Here is an 18,681-nt window from a genome sequence, read left to right as displayed (position 1 = left end):
TTTGAAAGGCATTGCTTTGAACGAATTTTTGAACTGGGTGATCCGCTGGACCGTGCGCCTTGTGATGCTGGCCGTCGGCGTGGTGTTCTTCCTGAGCTTGCTTGCCGTGGCCTGTGTGCTGGTTGCGCTGTGGGCTTTGCGCGCACTGTGGGCCAAGGCCACCGGTCAGCCCGTGGCGCCGTGGATCATGCCCATGCGCGCTGCCAGCAGCTGGGCCAGCATGTACCAGCGTGCAGGCAACTTTGGGGGCATGGCAGGTGATGCAGCGCAAGAAAGCCACACCCCATTTACCCCCGCTGCGGGCAGCAAGCGCGGCGGTATCCTGTCGCAAGTGGCGGGTGACGTGAGTGATGTGAAACCGCGCGAAGTGCACGACCACTGACACCATGCAGTGCGGCCCTGATGGGCCTGTCAGGCGAGACGAAAGAAGAACACCGAGGAGATAGCGCGCATGCACCAGTCATCGCCTTTGCACCAAGCGTTTGAGTTGCAACACCAGGCCAGCCGCCAGCAGATTGATGTGCCCTTGCTGGTGCGCAAAGAGCGCTTGCTGCGCATTCAGAAAATTTTGCAAGAGCATGGCAGCACGCTGGCTGCCGCTGTTCAGGCGGACTTCGGGGTGCGCTCTCCGCAGCTCACGGAAATGGCCGATCTGATGGTGCTCCGCACCATGCTGACCCACACCCTGCACCATCTGTCCAAATGGATGCGCCCGCAACGGGTATGGACGCCTTTGCACCTGCTGCCAGGCATGGGGCGCATCGAGCGCCAGCCTCTGGGTGTGGTGGGGGTCATTGCGCCGTGGAACTATCCACTGCAGCTGGCACTGGGCCCAGCCATTGCCGCGATTGCGGCGGGCAACCGCGTGATGCTCAAACCCAGTGAGCTGACGCCGCACACCTCCGCGCAGCTGGCGCATGTGATCGGCCAGTTTTTTGCACCGGAGGAGTTCTGCGTTATTCAAGGCGATGCGCAAGTGGCCAGCCACTTCGCGGGCCTGCCTTTCGACCACCTGGTGTTCACGGGCTCCACCGCCGTAGGTCGCAAGGTGGCCATGGCGGCGGCCCAGCACCTGACGCCCACCACCTTGGAGCTGGGCGGTAAGTCACCTTGCATCATCAGCAATGACTGCGACATGGAGCAGGCTGCGCTGCGCATAGCGCATGGCAAGCTGCTCAATGCCGGACAGACCTGCATTGCACCTGACTATCTGCTGCTGCCGCGTGGGCAAGAGCAAGCTTTTGAGCAGGCGTACCGCAAGGCGGTGGTGCAGCTGTTCCCAACGCTGGCGGGCAATCCTGATTACGCAGCCATCATCAATCAGAAACACTTCAACCGCCTGCGCAATCTGGCGCAGCAAGCTGAAGCCGAAGGCGCGCATGTGCAGTGGCTGGAATCGGCCTCCACCGCTGCCGCGTCCAGTGCGCCCGGCTGGGGCGATGCCGTGCAGCGCCAGATGACGCCCGCATTGGTGTGGAACGTGCATTCGGGCATGGACATCATGCGCGAAGAGATTTTCGGACCGCTGCTGCCGGTGATCAGCTATGACCGGCTGGATGACGTGATCCAGGCCATTAATGCCGGTGAGCGACCGCTGGCTTTGTACTGGTTTGGTCAGGATGAGAAGCTGCGTGACAGCGTTTTGCGCCGCACGATCAGCGGTGGTGTGACCGTCAATGACACCCTTATGCACTTTGCGCATGACAATTTGCCTTTTGGTGGCGTTGGGCCCAGCGGATGGGGGGCTTATCACGGCATCCAGGGTTTTTTACGCTTTTCTCACCAAAAGTCAGTCTTTTTACAAGCAAAATGGAGCCCTGCATCTTGGCTGTACCCCCCGTACGGAGCCAAATTCGAGCGCGTCATGGCGCTGATCAAACGCTTGGCTTAGGCGTTTGCCGCTTACAAAGTTGCCAGCAATTGGCAGCACGCTGCAGGCCGTTCCAACGGCCTAGCACATCCTATTTCTGCGGGCAAGAAACCTTTGACAGCCGTACTTTCCTAAATGGCTACAGTGACTAGGCATAAGCGAAATTCGCGTTTTCACTGACAATTGCCGACTTTCGTTTTCAACACCTAGTTTCCGTTTCGGTTTTTCCATGTCCAATTACCAGGTTCGTCCTGCAACCCTTCGTGATGCGAAGGCGATTGCACAAATCCACACTGCTTCTGCGTTGGAAGCCTACCGTGGCATCGTGCCTGACGACCAATTGAAAGCCATGTCTTCCGTCGAGAAGCGTCAAGCTTACTGGCGCGAGGCCATTGAATACTGTGAGCCTCAAGTGCAAGTGGCCATTGATGGCGACAAGATTGTGGGTTTTGTTGGTTTTGACCGTTCCCGTGACGAGAAGTCTCGCCAGACCACTGGTGAGGTGTGGGCTATCTATGCAGCCCCCTCGCACTGGAACAAGGGTGTCGGCGTGACGCTGTGGGATGCAGCCCGTGAAGGTCTGCAAGAAGAAGGCTGTACCAACGTGACCGTTTGGGTGCCGCTGCGCAATGAACGCGCTTTGCGCTTTCATGAGATGGCAGGCTTCAAGCGTGAAATGTCTACAGCCAAGACAGCACAAGTTGGCGGTATCAAGATTGAGGAAGTGCGCTTAAAGCGTCCCTTAAACTAACTGCTGCCCCCACGGCCCGCCTCGGCGGGCCGATTTTTTTGTCTCTCGATTTCACAGGAATTTCACATGCTGCAATGGCAACACCAAGGCACTGACCACGAAGCTGCATGGCGCAGCGAAAGCGGCCTGCCCGCGCCACGGCGTGTGGTGGTGGCGGACGACACCATGCCTGCAGACACGGCTTACCGTCTGGCCTGCGAAGGCACGGCGCTGCTGTGGCAGGGTGACTTCCACAACGCCCGCTTGCTGCTTGATGCCATCAAGCGCCGTCTGGACAAGCCCGCAGGCAAGCGCACGGCCAAGGCCCGCAAGCAGCTGCGTGCGGCCAGCCAGCAGGCCGAGGCCACACCCGCCGAGGCTTTCCACAAGTACCGCATGGCACAAGGCCAGCGTGCCCGTGTGCTGGGCAGCGTGCTGATTGCCCTGCAGCCCGATTACTCGATTGCACTGCGCCGCGCGCCCGACTGGCGTGAGGCTTGCACCGAAGCCTGGGGTGCCCCTGCGGCCGATGCCGGTGTGCAGGTGCTGACGCTGCGCGAGCTGACCGGCGTGGTGGGCGCGCACGAGTGGCGTAAAAAAGGCGTGGCCATGCCCGCCTTGGGCAAGGACGCGCGCATTTACCCGCACTACGGTGTGTTTTCCCCCGTGCGTGGCGAGTATGTGGCCATGGTGCAAGAAGCGCCGTTGGCTTTTGGCATGCGCGATATGGCGTTCGACATCGGCACCGGCACCGGCGTGCTGGCAGCGTTGCTGGCCAAGCGTGGCGTCAAGCGTGTGGTGGCGACCGATATGTCGGTCCGTGCACTGGCCTGCGCACAGGACAATCTGCAGCGCCTGGGCTTGAGCGACAAGGTCACCTTGCAGCAGACCGACCTGTTCCCCGAAGGCCAGGCGGCCTTGATTGTGTGCAACCCACCCTGGGTGCCCGCACGCGCCGTGACGACGCTGGAGCAGTCGGTGTACGACGAAAACAGCGCCATGCTGCGCGGTTTTCTGGCCGGTCTGTCGCAGCACTTGCTGCCTGAGGGCGAGGGCTGGCTGATCCTGTCGGATCTGGCCGAGCACCTGGGCCTGCGCAGCCGCGAGGAGCTGATGGGCTGGATCGACGCCGCTGGCCTGTATGTGGTTTACCGCATGGATGTGCAGCCGGTGCACGGCAAGGCGCAGGACAGCAGCGATGCCCTGCACGCAGCGCGTGCGGCGGAAGTCACTTCGCTGTGGCGTTTGAAGGCCAAGGTCGCCTAAGCACTGGTTTCCAGGCTGCTGCGCTCGGGCAGCATGCGCTGCAGTTGGAGGCGAATGGCTGCAGCGCGTTCAGCGCCAGCGTGGGTGTGAATGGCGTGCAGCAAGGCGTCACACGCGGCCAACACGCTGTCCACATCACGCGCTTCGCGCAGCAACTGGCGCAGTTGCGTAGCAATGTCGGGTTTGCGGTTCGCGAACAGCCGCTCACACAGGTCAAACAGGTGCATGCGCACTGCGGCCAGATTGCAGCGGGACAGGATGGGCGCTTCATCGACCGTGGCGGCTGGCAGTGTTGCGATGGCTTGCAGGTATCCGTCGCGCACCAGCTGGGCCGCCAGCGCAGCGGCTTCGCCGTGGTACATGGCCTGGAGTTGGCTGGCGGGCATGCCTTCCGCCAGCAACAGCAAAGAGCGCGCACGCAGCCCCAGGTTGCGCTGACCGGGGGCCTGCTCATGCAGGGCTTGGGGTGTGCGTTGCAAAAACATGGCGGGCATTGCACCTGAGCGCTGTGACAGCGCGATGAAATGCCGCTGCAAACCGGCGCCAGGATGGTGACAATGGAGGGTGCTGCGCGGGTGTGTAGCAAAAAGCAGAGCTGAAAGCGCTTGCTGCGCCTGGGTTTAGGCGTGTTTTTATTTGAATATCAGCCCCTGTGCGGGTGGTGAAAATTCCATGCGACTGTTGTTGGCCCCGATGGAGGGTTTGCTCGATTTTGTCTTGCGCGACGTGCTCACCCGTGTGGGGGGCGTGGATCGCTGCGTCTCGGAGTTCATCCGTGTCAGCGGCTCCATCTTGCCGGACCGCGTCTTCATCCAGTACATGCCAGAGCTGCTCAACGGCAGCCAGACCTTGGCGGGCGTGCCCGTGCGTGCGCAGCTGCTGGGTTCAGACCCGGGTTGGATGGCCGAGAACGCCGCCAACCTGGCGCGGCTCAAGCCCGAGGGCATTGATCTGAACTTTGGCTGCCCGGCCAAGACGGTCAACCGCCATGGCGGCGGCGCTTCCATGCTGCAAGACCCGGAATCGATCGCCCGGCTGGTGGCGGCGGTGCGCCAGGCCGTGCCTGCGCACCTGCCGGTGTCGGCCAAGATGCGCATGGGCTTTAACGACAAAACGCTGATGCGCGAATGCGCGCAGGCCATGGTGGAAAACGGCGCCTGCGAGCTGGTGGTGCATGCGCGCACCAAGGTTGAGGGCTATCGTCCACCCGCTTACTGGGAGCTGATTCCGGAGATTCAGGCCGTGGTGAACGTGCCTGTGGTGGCCAATGGCGAGATCTGGACGGTGCAGGACGCGCTGCGCTGCCGTGCGCAGTCAGGCTGCGGCGATCTGATGCTGGGCCGCGGCAGCGTGGCCGATCCGGGCCTGGCGCTGGCGCTGCGCCAGGCCGTGGCGCAGGGCGCGGCAGACGCTGATCCCGATGCCGTGGCGGCCGACTTGCCACCCGTGGTAGGCTGGGCTGACATGCTGCCGCACCTGCAGCGTTTTTGGCTGCTGGTGTGCCGCGATTTGACGCCCAATCAGCGTGCTGGCCGCCTCAAGCAGTGGCTGAACCTGATGCGCCGCCGCTACCCCGAGGCGGAAGAGGCCTTCCAGAGCGTGCGCGTGCTGACCCAGCAAAGCCTGGTGGCCGAATGGCTGGAGCGCGAGTGCGCACGCCATGACCGTGCTTTTACCTTGCAAAAAAATGAGCTGGCTACGTATGAATCGCGTCTGCCTGAAGGTATTTCTATACTGAACTGAAGCCTGAACCAGCGCTGGATGCTCTTGCAATGAGAGCAGACCTGCGTGCGGAGTGCCCCCCGCCGTTGCTGCGGGCCATGCAGGCAGTGTGGGCTGCGCTTACCAGCTTGCCTACGGCTATCACCCCTGGCAACGGCTGTTCAGAGTCGTTGGTGCAGCACCTTCACTGCGCTGCCGCATGCGCGACTGTTCGCGGCGTCTCCGCAAAAATCACCAGATTGCGCACGCCAGATTGCGTGTAGAAAGAACACTGCCCGCAGGCCGCAGGTGCTGAATGCGCGCTGCCCCATCCTTGGAGGCGGTGCTTACAGAGCGCATGCGCACCGTCCTAGCCATGTTCTGCCATGCCCTGCGCGGCCGATTTTTTCCATAACAAGGAGAGCAATTTGGCTGTGAAGAAACTGGTGCTGGGCACCTTGCTGGTGGTGGGGGCCGCTGCCGTGGGCGGCTGGTTCAGTCTGGACAAAGAGACGCGGGGGTTGCTGGCGACGGTGCCCACCAACCGCGACATTCTGTTTTGGACGGTGCCGCAGCGCGATGCGGCTTTCCGGGCGATGGACCACATCCCCCTGTTGGCCAAGGCGCATGTGGTGCCCGCCAGCGGCACGCCGTCTGCGCTGCCAACAGGGGCACCGCTGTCACTCAAGAGCGATGTCGATGCCTATATGGCTGCCCAGCGCAATGCGGCGCTGCTGGTAGTGCACAATGGCAAGCTGCGGCTGGAGCGCTATGGCTTGGGGTTTGATGGCACGGGGCGCTGGACCAGTTTTTCCGTGGCCAAGTCCTTCACCTCCACCCTGGTGGGGGCGGCAGTCAAGGATGGCTTCATCCACAGCCTGGATGACAAGGTCAGCGTCTACATTCCCGAACTCAAGGGCTCGGCCTATGACGATGTGAGTGTGCGCCAGTTGCTGACCATGACCTCTGGCGTGCAGTGGAATGAAGACTATGCCGACCCCAACTCAGACGTCGCCAAGTTCAACAACCATAAACCCGAAGACGGTGTGGAAGCCCTGGTCAGCTATATGCGCCAGCTGCCGCGCGCAGCGCCGCCCGGCACGCGTTGGCTCTACAGCACCGGCGAGACCAATCTGGTGGGCACGCTGGTGCAGCAAGCCACGCAAAAACCGCTGGCCACTTACTTGGCCGAGAAAGTGTGGGGCCCAGCCGGCATGGAGCAGCAGGCCACTTGGCTGTTGAGCAAGACCGGCAAGGAGATTGCGGGCTGCTGTGTGCAGGCCGCAGCGCGCGATTACGCGCGCATGGGGCTGTTCATCCTGAACGGAGCCCAGGTCAACGGGCAGAGCATCGTGCCTGATGGCTGGTGGGCGGAAGCGACCAGCAAGCGCACCGAGATCGGTCTGCCTGGCCGTGGCTACGGCTACCAGTGGTGGACCTATGACGATGGCAGCTACACGGCACGCGGAATTTTTGGACAGGGCATCTTTATTGAACCGAAACGCCAGCTGGTGATTGTGTCTAACGGCAATTGGGCCGGTGGGGCGCGTGACCCGCAGGCCAGCGCCGCGCGCGAAGCCTTCTACCGTGAGGTGCAACAGGCGATTGATGCGGAGCAGGGTGGCGCAGCCCAGTGATGGGGCGCTGGTGACTTGCCCGCTGGCGCGGTGGCTGCGAAAGACCACCGCGTGGGCTTACAGCAAATGATCAGGGGCGAGGGGGCCAATGATGTGAATCATCATGCGCAGCGGCACGCTGGCATCGGGCTCGCTGTGTTGGTCGCCCCAGTCGCTGTCAGCAGGGGCGCGCCAGACCAGGCCCTGGGGTGTGTCCTGCACCAGCCAGGCCGCTTCGCGCAAGCTGGCTTCGATGTTTTCGGTGGCCTCTTGTGCCAACTGGCGGGAGGCAATCAGCAGCGCAATCTCGGTGTTTTGCAGCTGGGAGCGCAAATCCAGATTCATGGAACCCACCACGGTCAGCTTGTGGTCCAGCACCAGCATTTTGGAGTGCAGCATGGCACGTGAACCGCCTTGCGAGCCAGTGATCTTGCCGGCGGTGCTGCGCAGGGTGCCGGTGCCAGGCTTGCCGCCTTGCAGGCTGCGCAGCTCATACAGCTCAATGCCTTGGGCCAGCAGCTCCTTGCGGTGGCGTGCATAGCCTGCGTGGGCCAGCGGCGCATCGTTGGAGGCCAGCGAGTTGGTCAGAATGCGCAGGCGAATACCGCGCGCACGGGCGCGGGCAAATGCGCGCTTCATATCGTCACCGGGCACAAAGTAGGGCGAGACGATCAGCACATCGGTGCTGGCCTGGTCAATCAGGGCCAGCAAGCCGCTGACCACGTTTTCTTGCTCCACCACGGGCGTGAGCACATCCTGCAAAGCCTGGCGGTTGGGTGAAGGTTTGCGCGCACGCGTGGCAAGGCTGCCTTCTGGCGGCATTGCCAGCAGGCTGGCGGGCTCCGCCGTGTCTGCCGCGGCTGGGGCGGCAGCGCTTTCGGGGGCAGCCGGGTCAACGTCGGTCGGTACATCTTCGGGCGGCGCCAGAATTTTGCCAGGGGCATCGGCCAGCACCAGTGAGGGTGCCCAGACCCAGTCGACGGTCTGTAAATCCATGGGGGGCAGATTGGCCGTTTTGCTGTCCTGGATGGCCGCTTCAACGCGTGCAGTTTCGGTCTGGGTTTGCGGTGTTTCGGTGCGCAGCTGTAGCAAGGCCTGCTCGGAGATCAAGGCACTGACCGGGTAGGCGCGGCTGTCGTTCCAGTAGCGGTCAAAACTGGCGGAGAGCTGGCGCACGGCCTGACCCGCAGCCATCACATCCAGATCGATGAAGTTGTCGCTGTCCAGTGCGTCAAAGTAGGCATCACCCAGATTGCGCCCACCGGTGATGCCAATGCTGTTGTCGGCAATAAACAGCTTGTTGTGCATGCGCTGCTGGGTGCGCTGAAAGTCGGCCAAGGTAGACAGCGCGCGCAGGGCGGTCGAACCACGTGGCCCGGTTAGCGGGTTGAACATGCGCATTTCTATGCCGGGCACAAATGCCAGGCGCATGACCTGGGCGTTTTTGCCCGCACCGTGGAAATCGTCCAGCAACACGCGCACGCGCACGCCGCGCTGTGCAGCTTGCACCACGGCTTGCAGCAGGCGGGCGGTACTGGGCTCTGCATGGATGGCGTAGTACTGCAGATCCAGTGTGGCGGTGGCGGCTTGCACCAGCGCAAGGCGGCTGGAGAAAGCCGCATCGGCACCGCCGAGCAAAGTAAAGCCCGAGCCATAGCTGGTGCCGTCGGCCTGCCGCTGTGCCTGCACCATGCGCCACAGCGGGGTGTTCTGCGGCGCTGCAAGCGCCGTGCTGGCCGTGCGTGGCGGCATGGGCGGCAGACTGCCGCATGCGGACAAGCCAAGCGCCAGCGCGCACAGCCCAGCCCACCGCAGGGGGCGGCGGCAGGCGGACAGCAGCTGGGCTAGAGGCGTGAAGGACATGACAGAGGTATAGCGAGGCGGTGCGGGCGCAGGTGTCAGACGCGAGAGGTTTTGAGGCGCTGTGTGCGGCTAAAACTGATCGCGCCCGACCAGGCGAGCGATGACGCGCAGATCTGCGCCCACACGCTGGACGTCGTGCCACTGTAGGGGCATGGCTTGGGTCAGTGCATCCAGAGGCCCGAAGTTGGCCATGCCCATGCCGCCGGTCCCCAGCAGCTTGGGCGCCAGGTACAGCAGCAATTCGTCGACCAAGCCTTCGCGCAGGAAGGAGCCATTGAGTTTGAAGCCTGCTTCGACATGCAGCTCATTGGTGCCACGGGCTCCCAGATCACGCAGCATGGCGGCCAAATCCACCTTGCCATGGGCATTGGGCATGGCAATAACAGTAGCGCCTAGCGCTTGCAAAGCCTCGGTTTTGGAGTAGTTTGTGCTGGATGTGTAGATGCTGCAACCGCTGGGTGCTTTTAAAACATGAGCATCCAGGGGCATGTCCAGATGGCTGTCCACCACCACAATCTTGGGCTGGCGTGGCGTGGCCACCTCGCGCACATTCAGGCGCGGGTTATCTTCCAGCACCGTACCAATGCCCGTCAGGATGGCGCAGGCCTGTGCACGCCAAGCATGGCCATCGGCACGTGCCTCGGGCCCGGTGATCCATTGGCTTTGGCCGTTGTGCAGGGCGGTCAGACCATCCAGCGAGGTTGCCGCTTTCATGCGGACCCAGGGTGTACCACGCACCATACGGCTGAAAAAACCCATATTGAGTGCACGCGATGCCTGGCCGGCAGCGTCATCGACTTCCACGGTCGCGCCAGCTGCCTGCAGTTTGGCAAAGCCCTGGCCAGCCACTTGCGGGTTGGGGTCGGTGATGGCGCCCACCACTTTGGCAATGCCGGCCTCAATCAACGCGTTGCAGCAAGGGCCGGTACGCCCGGTGTGCGAGCACGGCTCCAGCGTCACATAGGCTGTCGCACCGCGTGTGTCGTACCCCTGCGCCGCAGCATCGCACAGCGCCATGACCTCGGCATGGGGGCCACCGGCCTGCTGGGTAAAGCCTTGGCCAATGACGTCGCCTTGCGCGGACACCAGTACACAGCCAACACGGGGATTGGGATTCGATAGAAAAAGCGCCTGACGGGCCAGGTCAAGCGCTTGTTGCATGGGAGAGGCAAAGTGGGTCATCTTGCCTGCCATGGTAATGCACGCATGGCTGAAGCACGCAGGCTATTTGCCCCAGCAGCCAGTGTCGTATCCAGCGGCGCCTTGTGTGATGCCGTTGGCGCCCCGCAGGCCGTTATGGCTGAGGGTATAGGTGCCGCATTTGTCACCCGCTTGCGGGCCAGGCGTTTTGGGGGCCGCAGTCAGTGTGTAGCTGGCGTTGTCGTTACCTGCTGCAAATCCAATCGTGTAGCGCTTTGTCGTGTCTGCAGCCCAGGTCAGATTGGCTGGCAACGCTGTGGGATAGACCCCGCTGGCGGTGGCAGCGCGCTCTAGCCAGAGCTGTGCCTGCAGCAAACCAGCACGCGCGTCAGCGCGGTGGCCGCGTCGTACATACTCGGTGTAGCTGGGGTAGGCAATCGACGCCAGAATGCCGACGATAGCGACAACAATCATGAGTTCAATCAGCGTAAAACCGCGGTGCTTGTGTTTTTGCATATGCTTCCTTGTGAGCTACCTGCTTGTTTAGCGCAGTTGACGCCAATTGGGGCGCAGAGATTGTTCAGGCATGCGCGCCAGCAACTCATCTTTATTCTTTGTATCGATGTCCGCAATCTTGTTGTTGCGAGTAATCAAGGTGTGCGAGCCTTTGGACACTTGGGCGCGTGACACATTCAGATCTAGCGCGTTGTACAGGCCATCTCCATTCATGTCTACGATCTGAACGGATGGGCTTTGACCATCCATGATGTTGATAAAAGTCCGGTACTGGCGTTCCTCGTCGACAGAACTGGATTCACAGCTCTCCACATTGGGGTCCACATCAGAGCCTTTGGCCGGGACTTGCGAGTAAACAGCCAATATATTGCTGCTGTCGTAGAACTCCATGGGCTTGAGCAGGCGTTCGCCCACAGCGGGCAAATCCAAGTACCAGCCGTTGTAATTTTTCCAAGTGCTGGTGTTGAGTTGGTTGGCCTCTGTCGAAGCATCGATCGTGCCGAATTTACCGCTTTGCAGCTCTGTAATGGATTGCTGCGCAAGCGCGGCATCTGCTACTCCAGTTCCCAATGCTTTTGGCGCAGGGATGCAGCTTCCGTCGGGTGTGGTGCATGAGGTGTCGCCAGGGTTCACGCGCACACGCGTGCCGACACTGGTGCTGACCAGGTGATACCGCGTGTTATCCAGCACGGAGTAAATGGTTTGCACACTGCGGCTGCTTTCGTCAGCTTTGCTAGCGTTGCGCCCGGTACCGAAAGCCACCATCATGCCGCCCACCGCAATGGTTTTCGCCGTGTTGCCAGCGCCGATTTGCATTTTGCGGTCGTTGGCACGCACCGTGGGTGGCGCAGTGATGGCTTGTACCAGCGTGCGGGCACTGTTCAGTGAGGCAGGCCCTGTGGCGGTGAACAACGGCGCTCCATTGAAGGCCACACCCCAGTCTGCGGCGTTCTCACTGGTCACGTCGAACTTCCAGAGATTGCCGCGATTGTCTCCGGCGTACACGATGTCTGGCGTGCCGTCGCCGTTGAGGTCAAGGAGTCTCGGTGACTGAAGACCGTTGTCATTGGCTTGGCCGGTGCCTGCCACATCGGTGGTCGCTGGAATGCGCTTGAGTTCCATGTCGCCATCCAGATACTGGACCAAGAGTACGGGGCGCTGATTGCTGCTGTTGTAGCCATTTCCAAGCACTGCAGCCCAGCGGTTGTTATTCATGCGTGTGATCTGGGTGGTGCGCATGGGGTTGTTTTCATGCAGCACAGGGGTGGCTGTGATGTTGCCAATATCTTTGTCTTCTTCCACTGCAATGGCACAAGCGGCTTTCTCTTGTGTGCTCATGCTGCTCAGTGCGCAGTTGGGTGTAGTTGCACCCATGGACGAATCCGTGCTGCGCGTGCGGTCGAGTTTGACCAAACTTGATGCATTGCTGGCCGTGAAGTCTGCCGGGTTGGTCACGTCCAAGACAAAATAGCCCTTTCCGCCGGCGCCTAAAGCGCCGACCAGCAAAGTACGCCACTTTGTATCCGGTGCAGTGTCGGTCGCAATATCAGGGCCCAAGTACACATCACCTGTCATGGGTGATCCGTCGACAAAGCTTCGGTGCTTTTGGTTGTAAGTGGGGTCGGTGAGGCGTGTCAGGCTTGGAATCACGCCTTGAGGAACGTAAGCTATTTTTTCATCACCGTTCTCGGCAGAAAAACCATGCAACATACCATCATTGCCACCGGCGTAAATAATGGGTGAGCGCGTGGATTTGGCCAGTGTGAAGTCTGAATAGCCTCTCAGTGCATAATTACTGGACGGAATGCCGGTATACCAAATAATGGAGTTAATAATATCGCCCTGGATACTATGGCGTTCCCGAAACGGCTTGGCCGTCGTGTAGCCTGTAGTTTCAGAACCCTCCAGAGTGCGTACCCCACGTAAGAAATTAAGGCGCTGCTCTCCCTTTGTCGCACCTTCGTCAGTGCCGCTGCCATCAGATTTTTTTTGCAGCCATAATTTTTGCGGTGTACTCAGGTTGGTTTCATCGCTGACCCATTTGAAAACAACACCACCTTTGTACTTAGTATTTGTCCATTTATCACTCCAGCTCAAAATGAGTCTGTTAGTAATGTTGACAGCATCTAGCTTTTCGGCTGAATTTTTACTGGCCCAACCAATGGTCGGAACTATGGTGCCATCTGTTTTCACAGTCTCTGCAGTAATGAACCCTTTCCAGCCATTCTTGGGTTCATAATTGCCCGTGTACTTACCGACGTCATAACGGGTATTGTTCGAGCCGCTGGTTGCGGTCGATGTCATGTCGGGGTCGGTCTGGCTATTGATTTGACCTAAAATTTCACGAAATGCTGTTTCTAGGTCCTCCCCTTTTTCTACCGCATAAAATCGGCCGCGGCCATTTAATGCCGCATGCCAAAGATCCAGCGATCGTTTATTCTCACTGTCCATGGCCGGCCAATTTTTTGTTCCAGTGACAAAATCCAAGAAAGAATTGTCATAGCCAAATGGAATTTTAAAAGTTGGGGCTAAAATGCTTGAAGCACCGGGCCAAGTTACAGCCATATTACTGAAACCAATGGTATAAGTTACCATGTGTGGCCATGTGGCTGGATTGTACCGAGGATTCCAATATCTTTCTAAGATTGCATCTTTACCAGTTGAGTCTTTGCCAAAGTTTTCGGTTTGTGGGGCCTGGTCATATTGTGATTCTGGCTGTATAGACCCTTTGAGACCATTTACGCCATTGGCATCGACAGCGGTCTGCAGTGGCTTGGCCCAACTGTAAAATGCCCAATCGGCGAGAGTGCCTGTTTGTGTGTCTCTGTAAAGATTGGTTTTGCTAATAGCTGTTGAAGTTGTTCCACCGTATACGGTTCCATCTGGTAAAGAGATGTTGGTAGCGTTATCTCTTCTGGTGGTGTCATCCATGGTGTAAAGAGAGCCATTCCAGCGACCATCAGTCATCATGATGTGGTAATTGCGTCGGCAACCTAAATAAGGTGCACCTTGCGTTCCAGGTTCGGATGCCCACGGACCATCTTTGCTCAAACTACCTCGCATGTAAGCATCAGCACGAGCGAAAATCTGGTGGGATGGTGTTCCACTGTTGGCGCCTAAGCTGGTGATGAAGCTTAGAAAATTAGTACGATGCGTAGCATCTAAAATACGCATCGAATTTTTTCCAGATGCGTTGAAGTTAGTCGGTGTTGAATTATTCCCATTCATGCTTAGCCAAGCTAAACGAATTTTTCCATTGGGAAGTAATGCAGTATCGTAATTGGGGTCACTGGGGTCAAAAATGGAGCGCAGTGCATATTTCAAAACACTGATGCGCTTACGTGATGCAGGCCACGAACCGTCATTATTTGGAGTCGTGGTTTTATCTCCTTCAACATTTTCTTTGTCTAATCGAAAATTCATACTGCCAGAATCATCCAGAGAAATGATGACGTTCGGCCTGACATACGGCTGTACCGTTCCAGGTGGCGCTTGAACCAAATCAATAGCCAGTGCCATGTGTGGTGCAAAGGCTGCACTTGCAGCAATTGCAATAATATTTTTATTAAATTTTTTTGGAAAATTAATATGCATAATCTCCACCTTTAATTCTGATTAATCTTTTAACTTTTGACGAGCGTAGGTTTGCTGCAAAACAACCATGGTATTTGGTTTTCTGCCATAAGCCAGTGCTGTGATACGGTAAACAATATTTGGTGTTAAATTCAAAGAGAGTATATTTTTTGAGGCTACAGCCCCAGTTGAGCCGCTCGCAACAAAAATTTCAGAATTTTTATTGCTTTCATCGTAGGGTAAAACTTCTACCCAATACCATGCCCCTCTGTTTGCGGCAGATCGATCTCGCAGAATAGGGCTTGCAGGATTGTTATCGTCACCAAGCCCTGCGCCTGTGAATTGGCCGTAACGCGCGCCAACAGGCGTTGCTGTGCCTGTGACCACGCCTGTCATTTGGGCCAGTGTGATGCCCTTGGTGGCATCTGTGTTGTTCCAAAAATCTTGGTTATCTTTTAAAGACCCGATATCAGCACGTTTGGTGCAAATGCCATTTTTGCAGCGCGGTGCATTGCTGACATCGGATAAATGGGCAAGCAGTGTTCCAAGTTCTTGCGTCTCTAGAGGGAATTTTTCAGGGGTTGTTCTTCTGCAAATATTTTCATCAGTGCTGCTAGGGCTGCAAAAACTTCCGTTGGAGTTTTCTCCGCGAATATCAAGCTCTGCATCTTGCAAAATTGCCTGTGCTGCTTCAAAAGCACGTTGATAATCAGCGTCATTGCTGATAATTAATTCATTGAATAATGATGCTCTTGAGGCCCAGAGGGCCAAAAGCATGGAAAGCATGACAAAAATAATCACTACGAAAAGTGAAATACCTTTTTGTTTTTTGGAGTGAGTTAATGGTTTTTTTGTATTTTTCATAGTTATTAACTGACTGAAGTCAAGCCTTGACTACGCACTTGGTAGACATTGCGGAATACCATGTGGGCCCTTCGAGTGCGTGGCGCTGCCAATGTGGTCAAGTCAACCTGGGTAGTACCGTCGCAGTCGGTATAAGAAGTGCCTGCAGGTAGGTCGATGACCTCATTGCCATAAAGCACGAGGCAGACCTCTACGCCGACCACTTGCGGCCAATTGGTGCCAATGGTTGCGGCATCCACATAGCTGATCTGTGGTGTACCTGTGGCGGCCGAAGCTTGCTGCAAATAGCGAACTTCAAAACCAGCGACATTTTGAATAATCGGTTGAGGTGCTCCTCCGGCACCGGCGCAGCGCAACTCATTGGTTGTGGTGTTCAGTTCAAATCGACTTTGGATGATGCTGTCGTTGGGGTTTTGTCCTAAGCAGTCGCGCAATAAGGATGCATTGGCTGCAGAGGTGTAGACCGGCTCTTTATAGTTGCTGTAGCCCAAGGAGAGTTTGAATTCACCATCGGCTGGTGCATCGATACCGCTAAGGGTGTCAGTCTCTGGGTTGAAAAAGGCGGTCTGCGTTTCGAATGCGACGGGGTCTGCAATATCAACTGCTTCGCTGTCTGACTTTTGGATAGCCAAATTCAGTCGCAGTGAGCCAGCTTGGCGCAGCTGTTGTCCGATCACGCGAAAGGCATAGGACGCCTGTTGCTGCAGCTGGCTGTTGTCGGAAACGGTTCCGGTAACGCTTCTGGACACCATGAGTGCAGTCATGGCAACGGCAACGGTAAGCAGGCCAATGATGATGCCAACCAGCATCTCGATCAGAGTCACGCCGTGTTGCTTCATGAGGGGGGCGGGGGTGTGGGGCATGGCCGGTTGACTTTCAGGTACCGGGGCAGAAAAACAGTGGGGCACTGTTGCCCGCACGAAAATCTGGTGCACAACGTGCGCTGACGGGGATGTATTGCAAATGGCAGGTGAAGCCTGCGGTGCATTGGGTGGGGTCGCTTGCGCTGACAGTGCCATCGTCATTGAGGCTGGCTCCTGCATTGATCGCATCCATGTACGCTTGCCGCTCATCGGCGTTGGCAAAGTCGGTGCGTTCGTTTTCTCGCCAGCGAATCATTACGCCCAGTTGCCGGCGATTGGCAATACTGGTGGCATCTCCATCCGCAAGCGCGAGAAAGGTGCTGGCGTTGCCAAGGGGGAGCGTGCGTTCCACCTGACGTTTCCATTCCCTGATGTCATAGTCGGCCAGCTGCCCTTGCGTACAGGCGTTTCCTGCTTCGCAAAGCGTTGTTGCAGCGGCGGTTGGAGGCGTAACCGTCCAATTTTGAACATAGGTATTGATGGCATTCAGCGAGTTGGGGTTGACCTTCATTCGCTCGCTCAAGTCCTCAATGAGTCGAATGGCTTGTGCACGACGCATGCTGGTCTGGGTGTCTGTCAAGGTGCGCATCTGCACCCCTAAGATGCCAAGAATTCCTAAGGCCGCAACGACGATGGCAATGAGGGATTCCAGCAGCGTAATGCCTCGTTGCCGCTGGCGCTGTTGCTTGTGACTTAACTGGTGCATGGCACTTCTTCTTGAGCAATGATTCGGATGCGTCCACCAGCAGACATGCAGATGCCTTTGGTGGCGGGTGAGGTGATGCCTGTGGGCTGAGGGGATACGGTGAAGCCAATCAGGTTGGCGCCGTCCATCATTCCCCATTGATCTACGCGGATGGTGACGCCTGAGCGGGTGCGTGTGACCAAGATGTTGGTGGGTGTTGTGTAGCGCTGGATTTCTTCGCCGGCGTTCCAGCGTTTGTTGCCATTGGCATCCACAAAGACCACCCAGCCGCAATCCCAGTCTTGGTTCGTTCCATCGGTGATGCAGCCGGGCGTGGTTTTGGGGAGCTTTTCCAGATAAACATTTCCACCACGTTTGATGGCCTCCGAGCGGGCAAACATCAGGCTGGACTTCATGGCCTCTACGGTTTGCATGATTCGCCACTTCTCCGTCAGGCTGCCGAAGCTTGGGGCAGCAAGCGCAGCCAAGATGGCCAGCACGGCCACTGTCACCATCAGTTCAATGGATGTGAATCCACTAATCAGCGCCTTGTCGGTATAGGGTTTGCTGATATTCGCTGGCAATACAGAGTGGAGGTAGGTATGCACAAGAGCGCCTTTGAAAAAATCGTTGGCTGTCGCTGTGGTGGTGTACGTGCCTGGAAAAGTTAGGTGCAACTAGCGGTTGCTGAGCTCAGTTTTTTCATGTGACCGGTACTGCTGATGCACAGAGTGAGTGCATTGGCTTCGGCGGAGGCATCGCCCGGAGGTGCCAGTCGGAAAGCAAATTGGTTGGTGTTGCTGTGGGTCAGCTGGCCCCAGCGGTCAACAGCAATAGGGCTGCTGAGGGCGTTGTTGTCGTTATCCGTCAGCTGAATCTGGGCATTCATCGGCGCAATCAGTTGAAGCGACGCCTCGTTGTTGTCTTGCGAGCTGTTGTTATTGGCATCGACAAACACGCTCCAGCCGCAGTTCCATAAACTGGGATCGTTATCTGAGGCCGTGCAATCAGTCAGGCCTGTACTGGGGGTGATGGCGACGCCGCCGCCAAGTTTGATCGCTTCGGAGCGTGCAAACTGCAGTGTGGATTGCAGCTCTTGAGAGGCTTGCTGAATCTGCCAGCGCTCTATCAACGTTGTAAAACTGGGGGCAGCGAGGCTTGCCAAGACAGCCAAGACGGCAACGGTGACCATCAGTTCTATGACGGTAAATCCCTGGATGGAATGCGGGGTAGAGCGGCGCTGAGTAGACATGCGGTCATATTACGTTTGGCCTTTCTAAGCGGTGCATTGCTTCGATGGGCGGTGCAAACGGCTTGACGAGTGGTTGGGTGGTGCTGGTGAATGGACGGGGCACCCGGCTGCGCCTTCCGGCGCGTTGTCCGTGATCAATGACTGGGTGTGGCCGCTCTTGCTATAATCGCGAGGTTTTGCATGGTGCAAGACGCACGCCGCCGGCCTTTCCAGCCCACGGCGCAAGTAACCGAGGTAGCGCTGGCTGGTCCAGATGGCTGCCGCAGACAAGGAAAACAAAATGATCGCTGCTTCCAAAAAAGCTGAAGTTGTAAAAGCTAACGCCCGTTCCGAAAATGACACCGGTAGCCCAGAAGTGCAAGTTGCACTGCTGACAGCTCGCATCAACGAACTGACTCCCCACTTCAAGGCTAACGCTAAGGACCACCACGGTCGTCGCGGTCTGCTGCGCATGGTGAGCCGTCGTCGTAAGCTGTTGGACTACCTGAAGGGCAAGGACGCTGATCGCTACACAGCTCTGATCGCTAAGCTGGGCCTGCGTAAGTAAGCACGGTGCAAGATCGAAACGCCTGAGTTAGTTCACTAGCTCAGGCGTTTTTTACTTTGGAGTTTTTAAAACAGAGCGAAGCTGTGTCATTCCAATATCGTGTTGGCTATTGTTTTTATAGCTGCTAGCGCGCTTCTGGAATGGCATCGTGTTCTGTTTAATCTCCAAAACGTTGCTGGCTCAGCGTAGCCAGCT

17 protein-coding genes are annotated in these 18,681 nt (G+C 57.9%); 7 read left to right on the top strand and 10 right to left on the bottom strand.

Going from position 1 to position 18,681, the window contains the following annotated elements:
• Positions 1-16: 16 nt before the first annotated feature.
• From AC27VO_RS08000 to AC27VO_RS07985, 4 genes are all read left to right on the top strand, one after another.
• Positions 17-382 carry a hypothetical protein gene (locus AC27VO_RS08000; protein WP_488666176.1) on the top strand — a complete coding sequence of 122 codons (366 nt, stop codon included), beginning with the start codon at positions 17-19 and terminating at the stop codon, positions 380-382.
• Between the two features lie 69 nt (positions 383-451).
• Positions 452-1,891: a coniferyl aldehyde dehydrogenase gene (locus AC27VO_RS07995; protein WP_488666175.1), complete on the top strand. Its 1,440-nt coding sequence runs from the start codon at positions 452-454 to the stop codon at positions 1,889-1,891.
• Positions 1,892-2,099: 208 nt separating this feature from the next.
• Positions 2,100-2,621 carry a GNAT family N-acetyltransferase gene (locus AC27VO_RS07990; RefSeq protein ID WP_488666174.1) on the top strand — a complete coding sequence of 174 codons (522 nt, stop codon included), beginning with the start codon at positions 2,100-2,102 and terminating at the stop codon, positions 2,619-2,621.
• A gap of 66 nt (positions 2,622-2,687) precedes the next feature.
• Entirely contained in the window at positions 2,688-3,866 is a 1,179-nt protein-coding gene (locus AC27VO_RS07985) for a methyltransferase (protein ID WP_488666173.1), read from the top strand.
• Here the strand turns inward: AC27VO_RS07985 and AC27VO_RS07980 are convergent.
• On the bottom strand, positions 3,863-4,351 hold the full coding sequence (locus tag AC27VO_RS07980; protein WP_488666172.1) for a hypothetical protein: 489 nt from the start codon (positions 4,349-4,351) through the stop codon (positions 3,863-3,865). The genes AC27VO_RS07985 and AC27VO_RS07980 overlap by 4 nt on opposite strands.
• Positions 4,352-4,538: 187 nt before the next feature.
• On the opposite strand from AC27VO_RS07980, the gene AC27VO_RS07975 reads away from it, so the two are divergent.
• Entirely contained in the window at positions 4,539-5,609 is a 1,071-nt protein-coding gene (locus AC27VO_RS07975) for a tRNA-dihydrouridine synthase (RefSeq protein ID WP_488666171.1), read from the top strand.
• A 392-nt stretch (positions 5,610-6,001) separates the two neighbouring features.
• The gene (locus tag AC27VO_RS07970) at positions 6,002-7,204 is read left to right on the top strand and encodes a serine hydrolase domain-containing protein (RefSeq protein ID WP_488666422.1); all 1,203 of its coding nucleotides are present in this window, start codon (positions 6,002-6,004) and stop codon (positions 7,202-7,204) included.
• 57 nt (positions 7,205-7,261) lie between these two features.
• On the opposite strand, the gene AC27VO_RS07965 is transcribed toward AC27VO_RS07970, so the two are convergent.
• From AC27VO_RS07965 to AC27VO_RS07925, 9 genes are all read right to left on the bottom strand, one after another.
• Positions 7,262-9,046: a phospholipase D family protein gene (locus tag AC27VO_RS07965; RefSeq protein WP_488666170.1), complete on the bottom strand. Its 1,785-nt coding sequence runs from the start codon at positions 9,044-9,046 to the stop codon at positions 7,262-7,264.
• A 69-nt stretch (positions 9,047-9,115) separates the two neighbouring features.
• Entirely contained in the window at positions 9,116-10,207 is a 1,092-nt protein-coding gene (gene ribD, locus AC27VO_RS07960; protein ID WP_488666169.1) for a bifunctional diaminohydroxyphosphoribosylaminopyrimidine deaminase/5-amino-6-(5-phosphoribosylamino)uracil reductase RibD, read from the bottom strand.
• A 63-nt stretch (positions 10,208-10,270) separates the two neighbouring features.
• Entirely contained in the window at positions 10,271-10,702 is a 432-nt protein-coding gene (locus AC27VO_RS07955; protein ID WP_488666168.1) for a type IV pilin protein, read from the bottom strand.
• A 27-nt stretch (positions 10,703-10,729) separates the two neighbouring features.
• Positions 10,730-14,296 carry a pilus assembly protein gene (locus AC27VO_RS07950; RefSeq protein WP_488666167.1) on the bottom strand — a complete coding sequence of 1,189 codons (3,567 nt, stop codon included), beginning with the start codon at positions 14,294-14,296 and terminating at the stop codon, positions 10,730-10,732.
• Between the two features lie 21 nt (positions 14,297-14,317).
• The gene (locus AC27VO_RS07945; RefSeq protein WP_488666166.1) at positions 14,318-15,139 is read right to left on the bottom strand and encodes a pilus assembly PilX family protein; all 822 of its coding nucleotides are present in this window, start codon (positions 15,137-15,139) and stop codon (positions 14,318-14,320) included.
• A 5-nt stretch (positions 15,140-15,144) separates the two neighbouring features.
• Complete coding sequence (locus AC27VO_RS07940) at positions 15,145-15,978, bottom strand: PilW family protein (RefSeq protein ID WP_488666165.1); 834 nt, start codon at positions 15,976-15,978, stop codon at positions 15,145-15,147.
• A 37-nt stretch (positions 15,979-16,015) separates the two neighbouring features.
• A complete protein-coding gene (gene pilV / locus AC27VO_RS07935) occupies positions 16,016-16,708 on the bottom strand; it encodes a type IV pilus modification protein PilV (RefSeq protein WP_488666164.1) in 693 nt (230 codons plus the stop codon).
• On the bottom strand, positions 16,696-17,259 hold the full coding sequence (locus AC27VO_RS07930) for a GspH/FimT family pseudopilin (RefSeq protein WP_488666421.1): 564 nt from the start codon (positions 17,257-17,259) through the stop codon (positions 16,696-16,698). Before AC27VO_RS07930 ends, pilV begins: the two co-directional genes overlap by 13 nt.
• Before the next feature lie 95 nt (positions 17,260-17,354).
• On the bottom strand, positions 17,355-17,939 hold the full coding sequence (locus tag AC27VO_RS07925) for a GspH/FimT family pseudopilin (RefSeq protein ID WP_488666163.1): 585 nt from the start codon (positions 17,937-17,939) through the stop codon (positions 17,355-17,357).
• Positions 17,940-18,219: 280 nt separating this feature from the next.
• On the opposite strand from AC27VO_RS07925, the gene rpsO reads away from it, so the two are divergent.
• Positions 18,220-18,486 (top strand): 30S ribosomal protein S15, encoded by a 267-nt coding sequence (gene rpsO, locus AC27VO_RS07920; RefSeq protein WP_488666162.1) that lies wholly within the window; start codon positions 18,220-18,222, stop codon positions 18,484-18,486.
• Positions 18,487-18,681: the final 195 nt, after the last annotated feature.

The organism is Comamonas sp. 14P8.1.4 (assembly GCF_057799285.1).
Note: the sequence above shows the minus strand (reverse complement) of the source record. Positions and strands in the feature narration are given on the sequence as shown.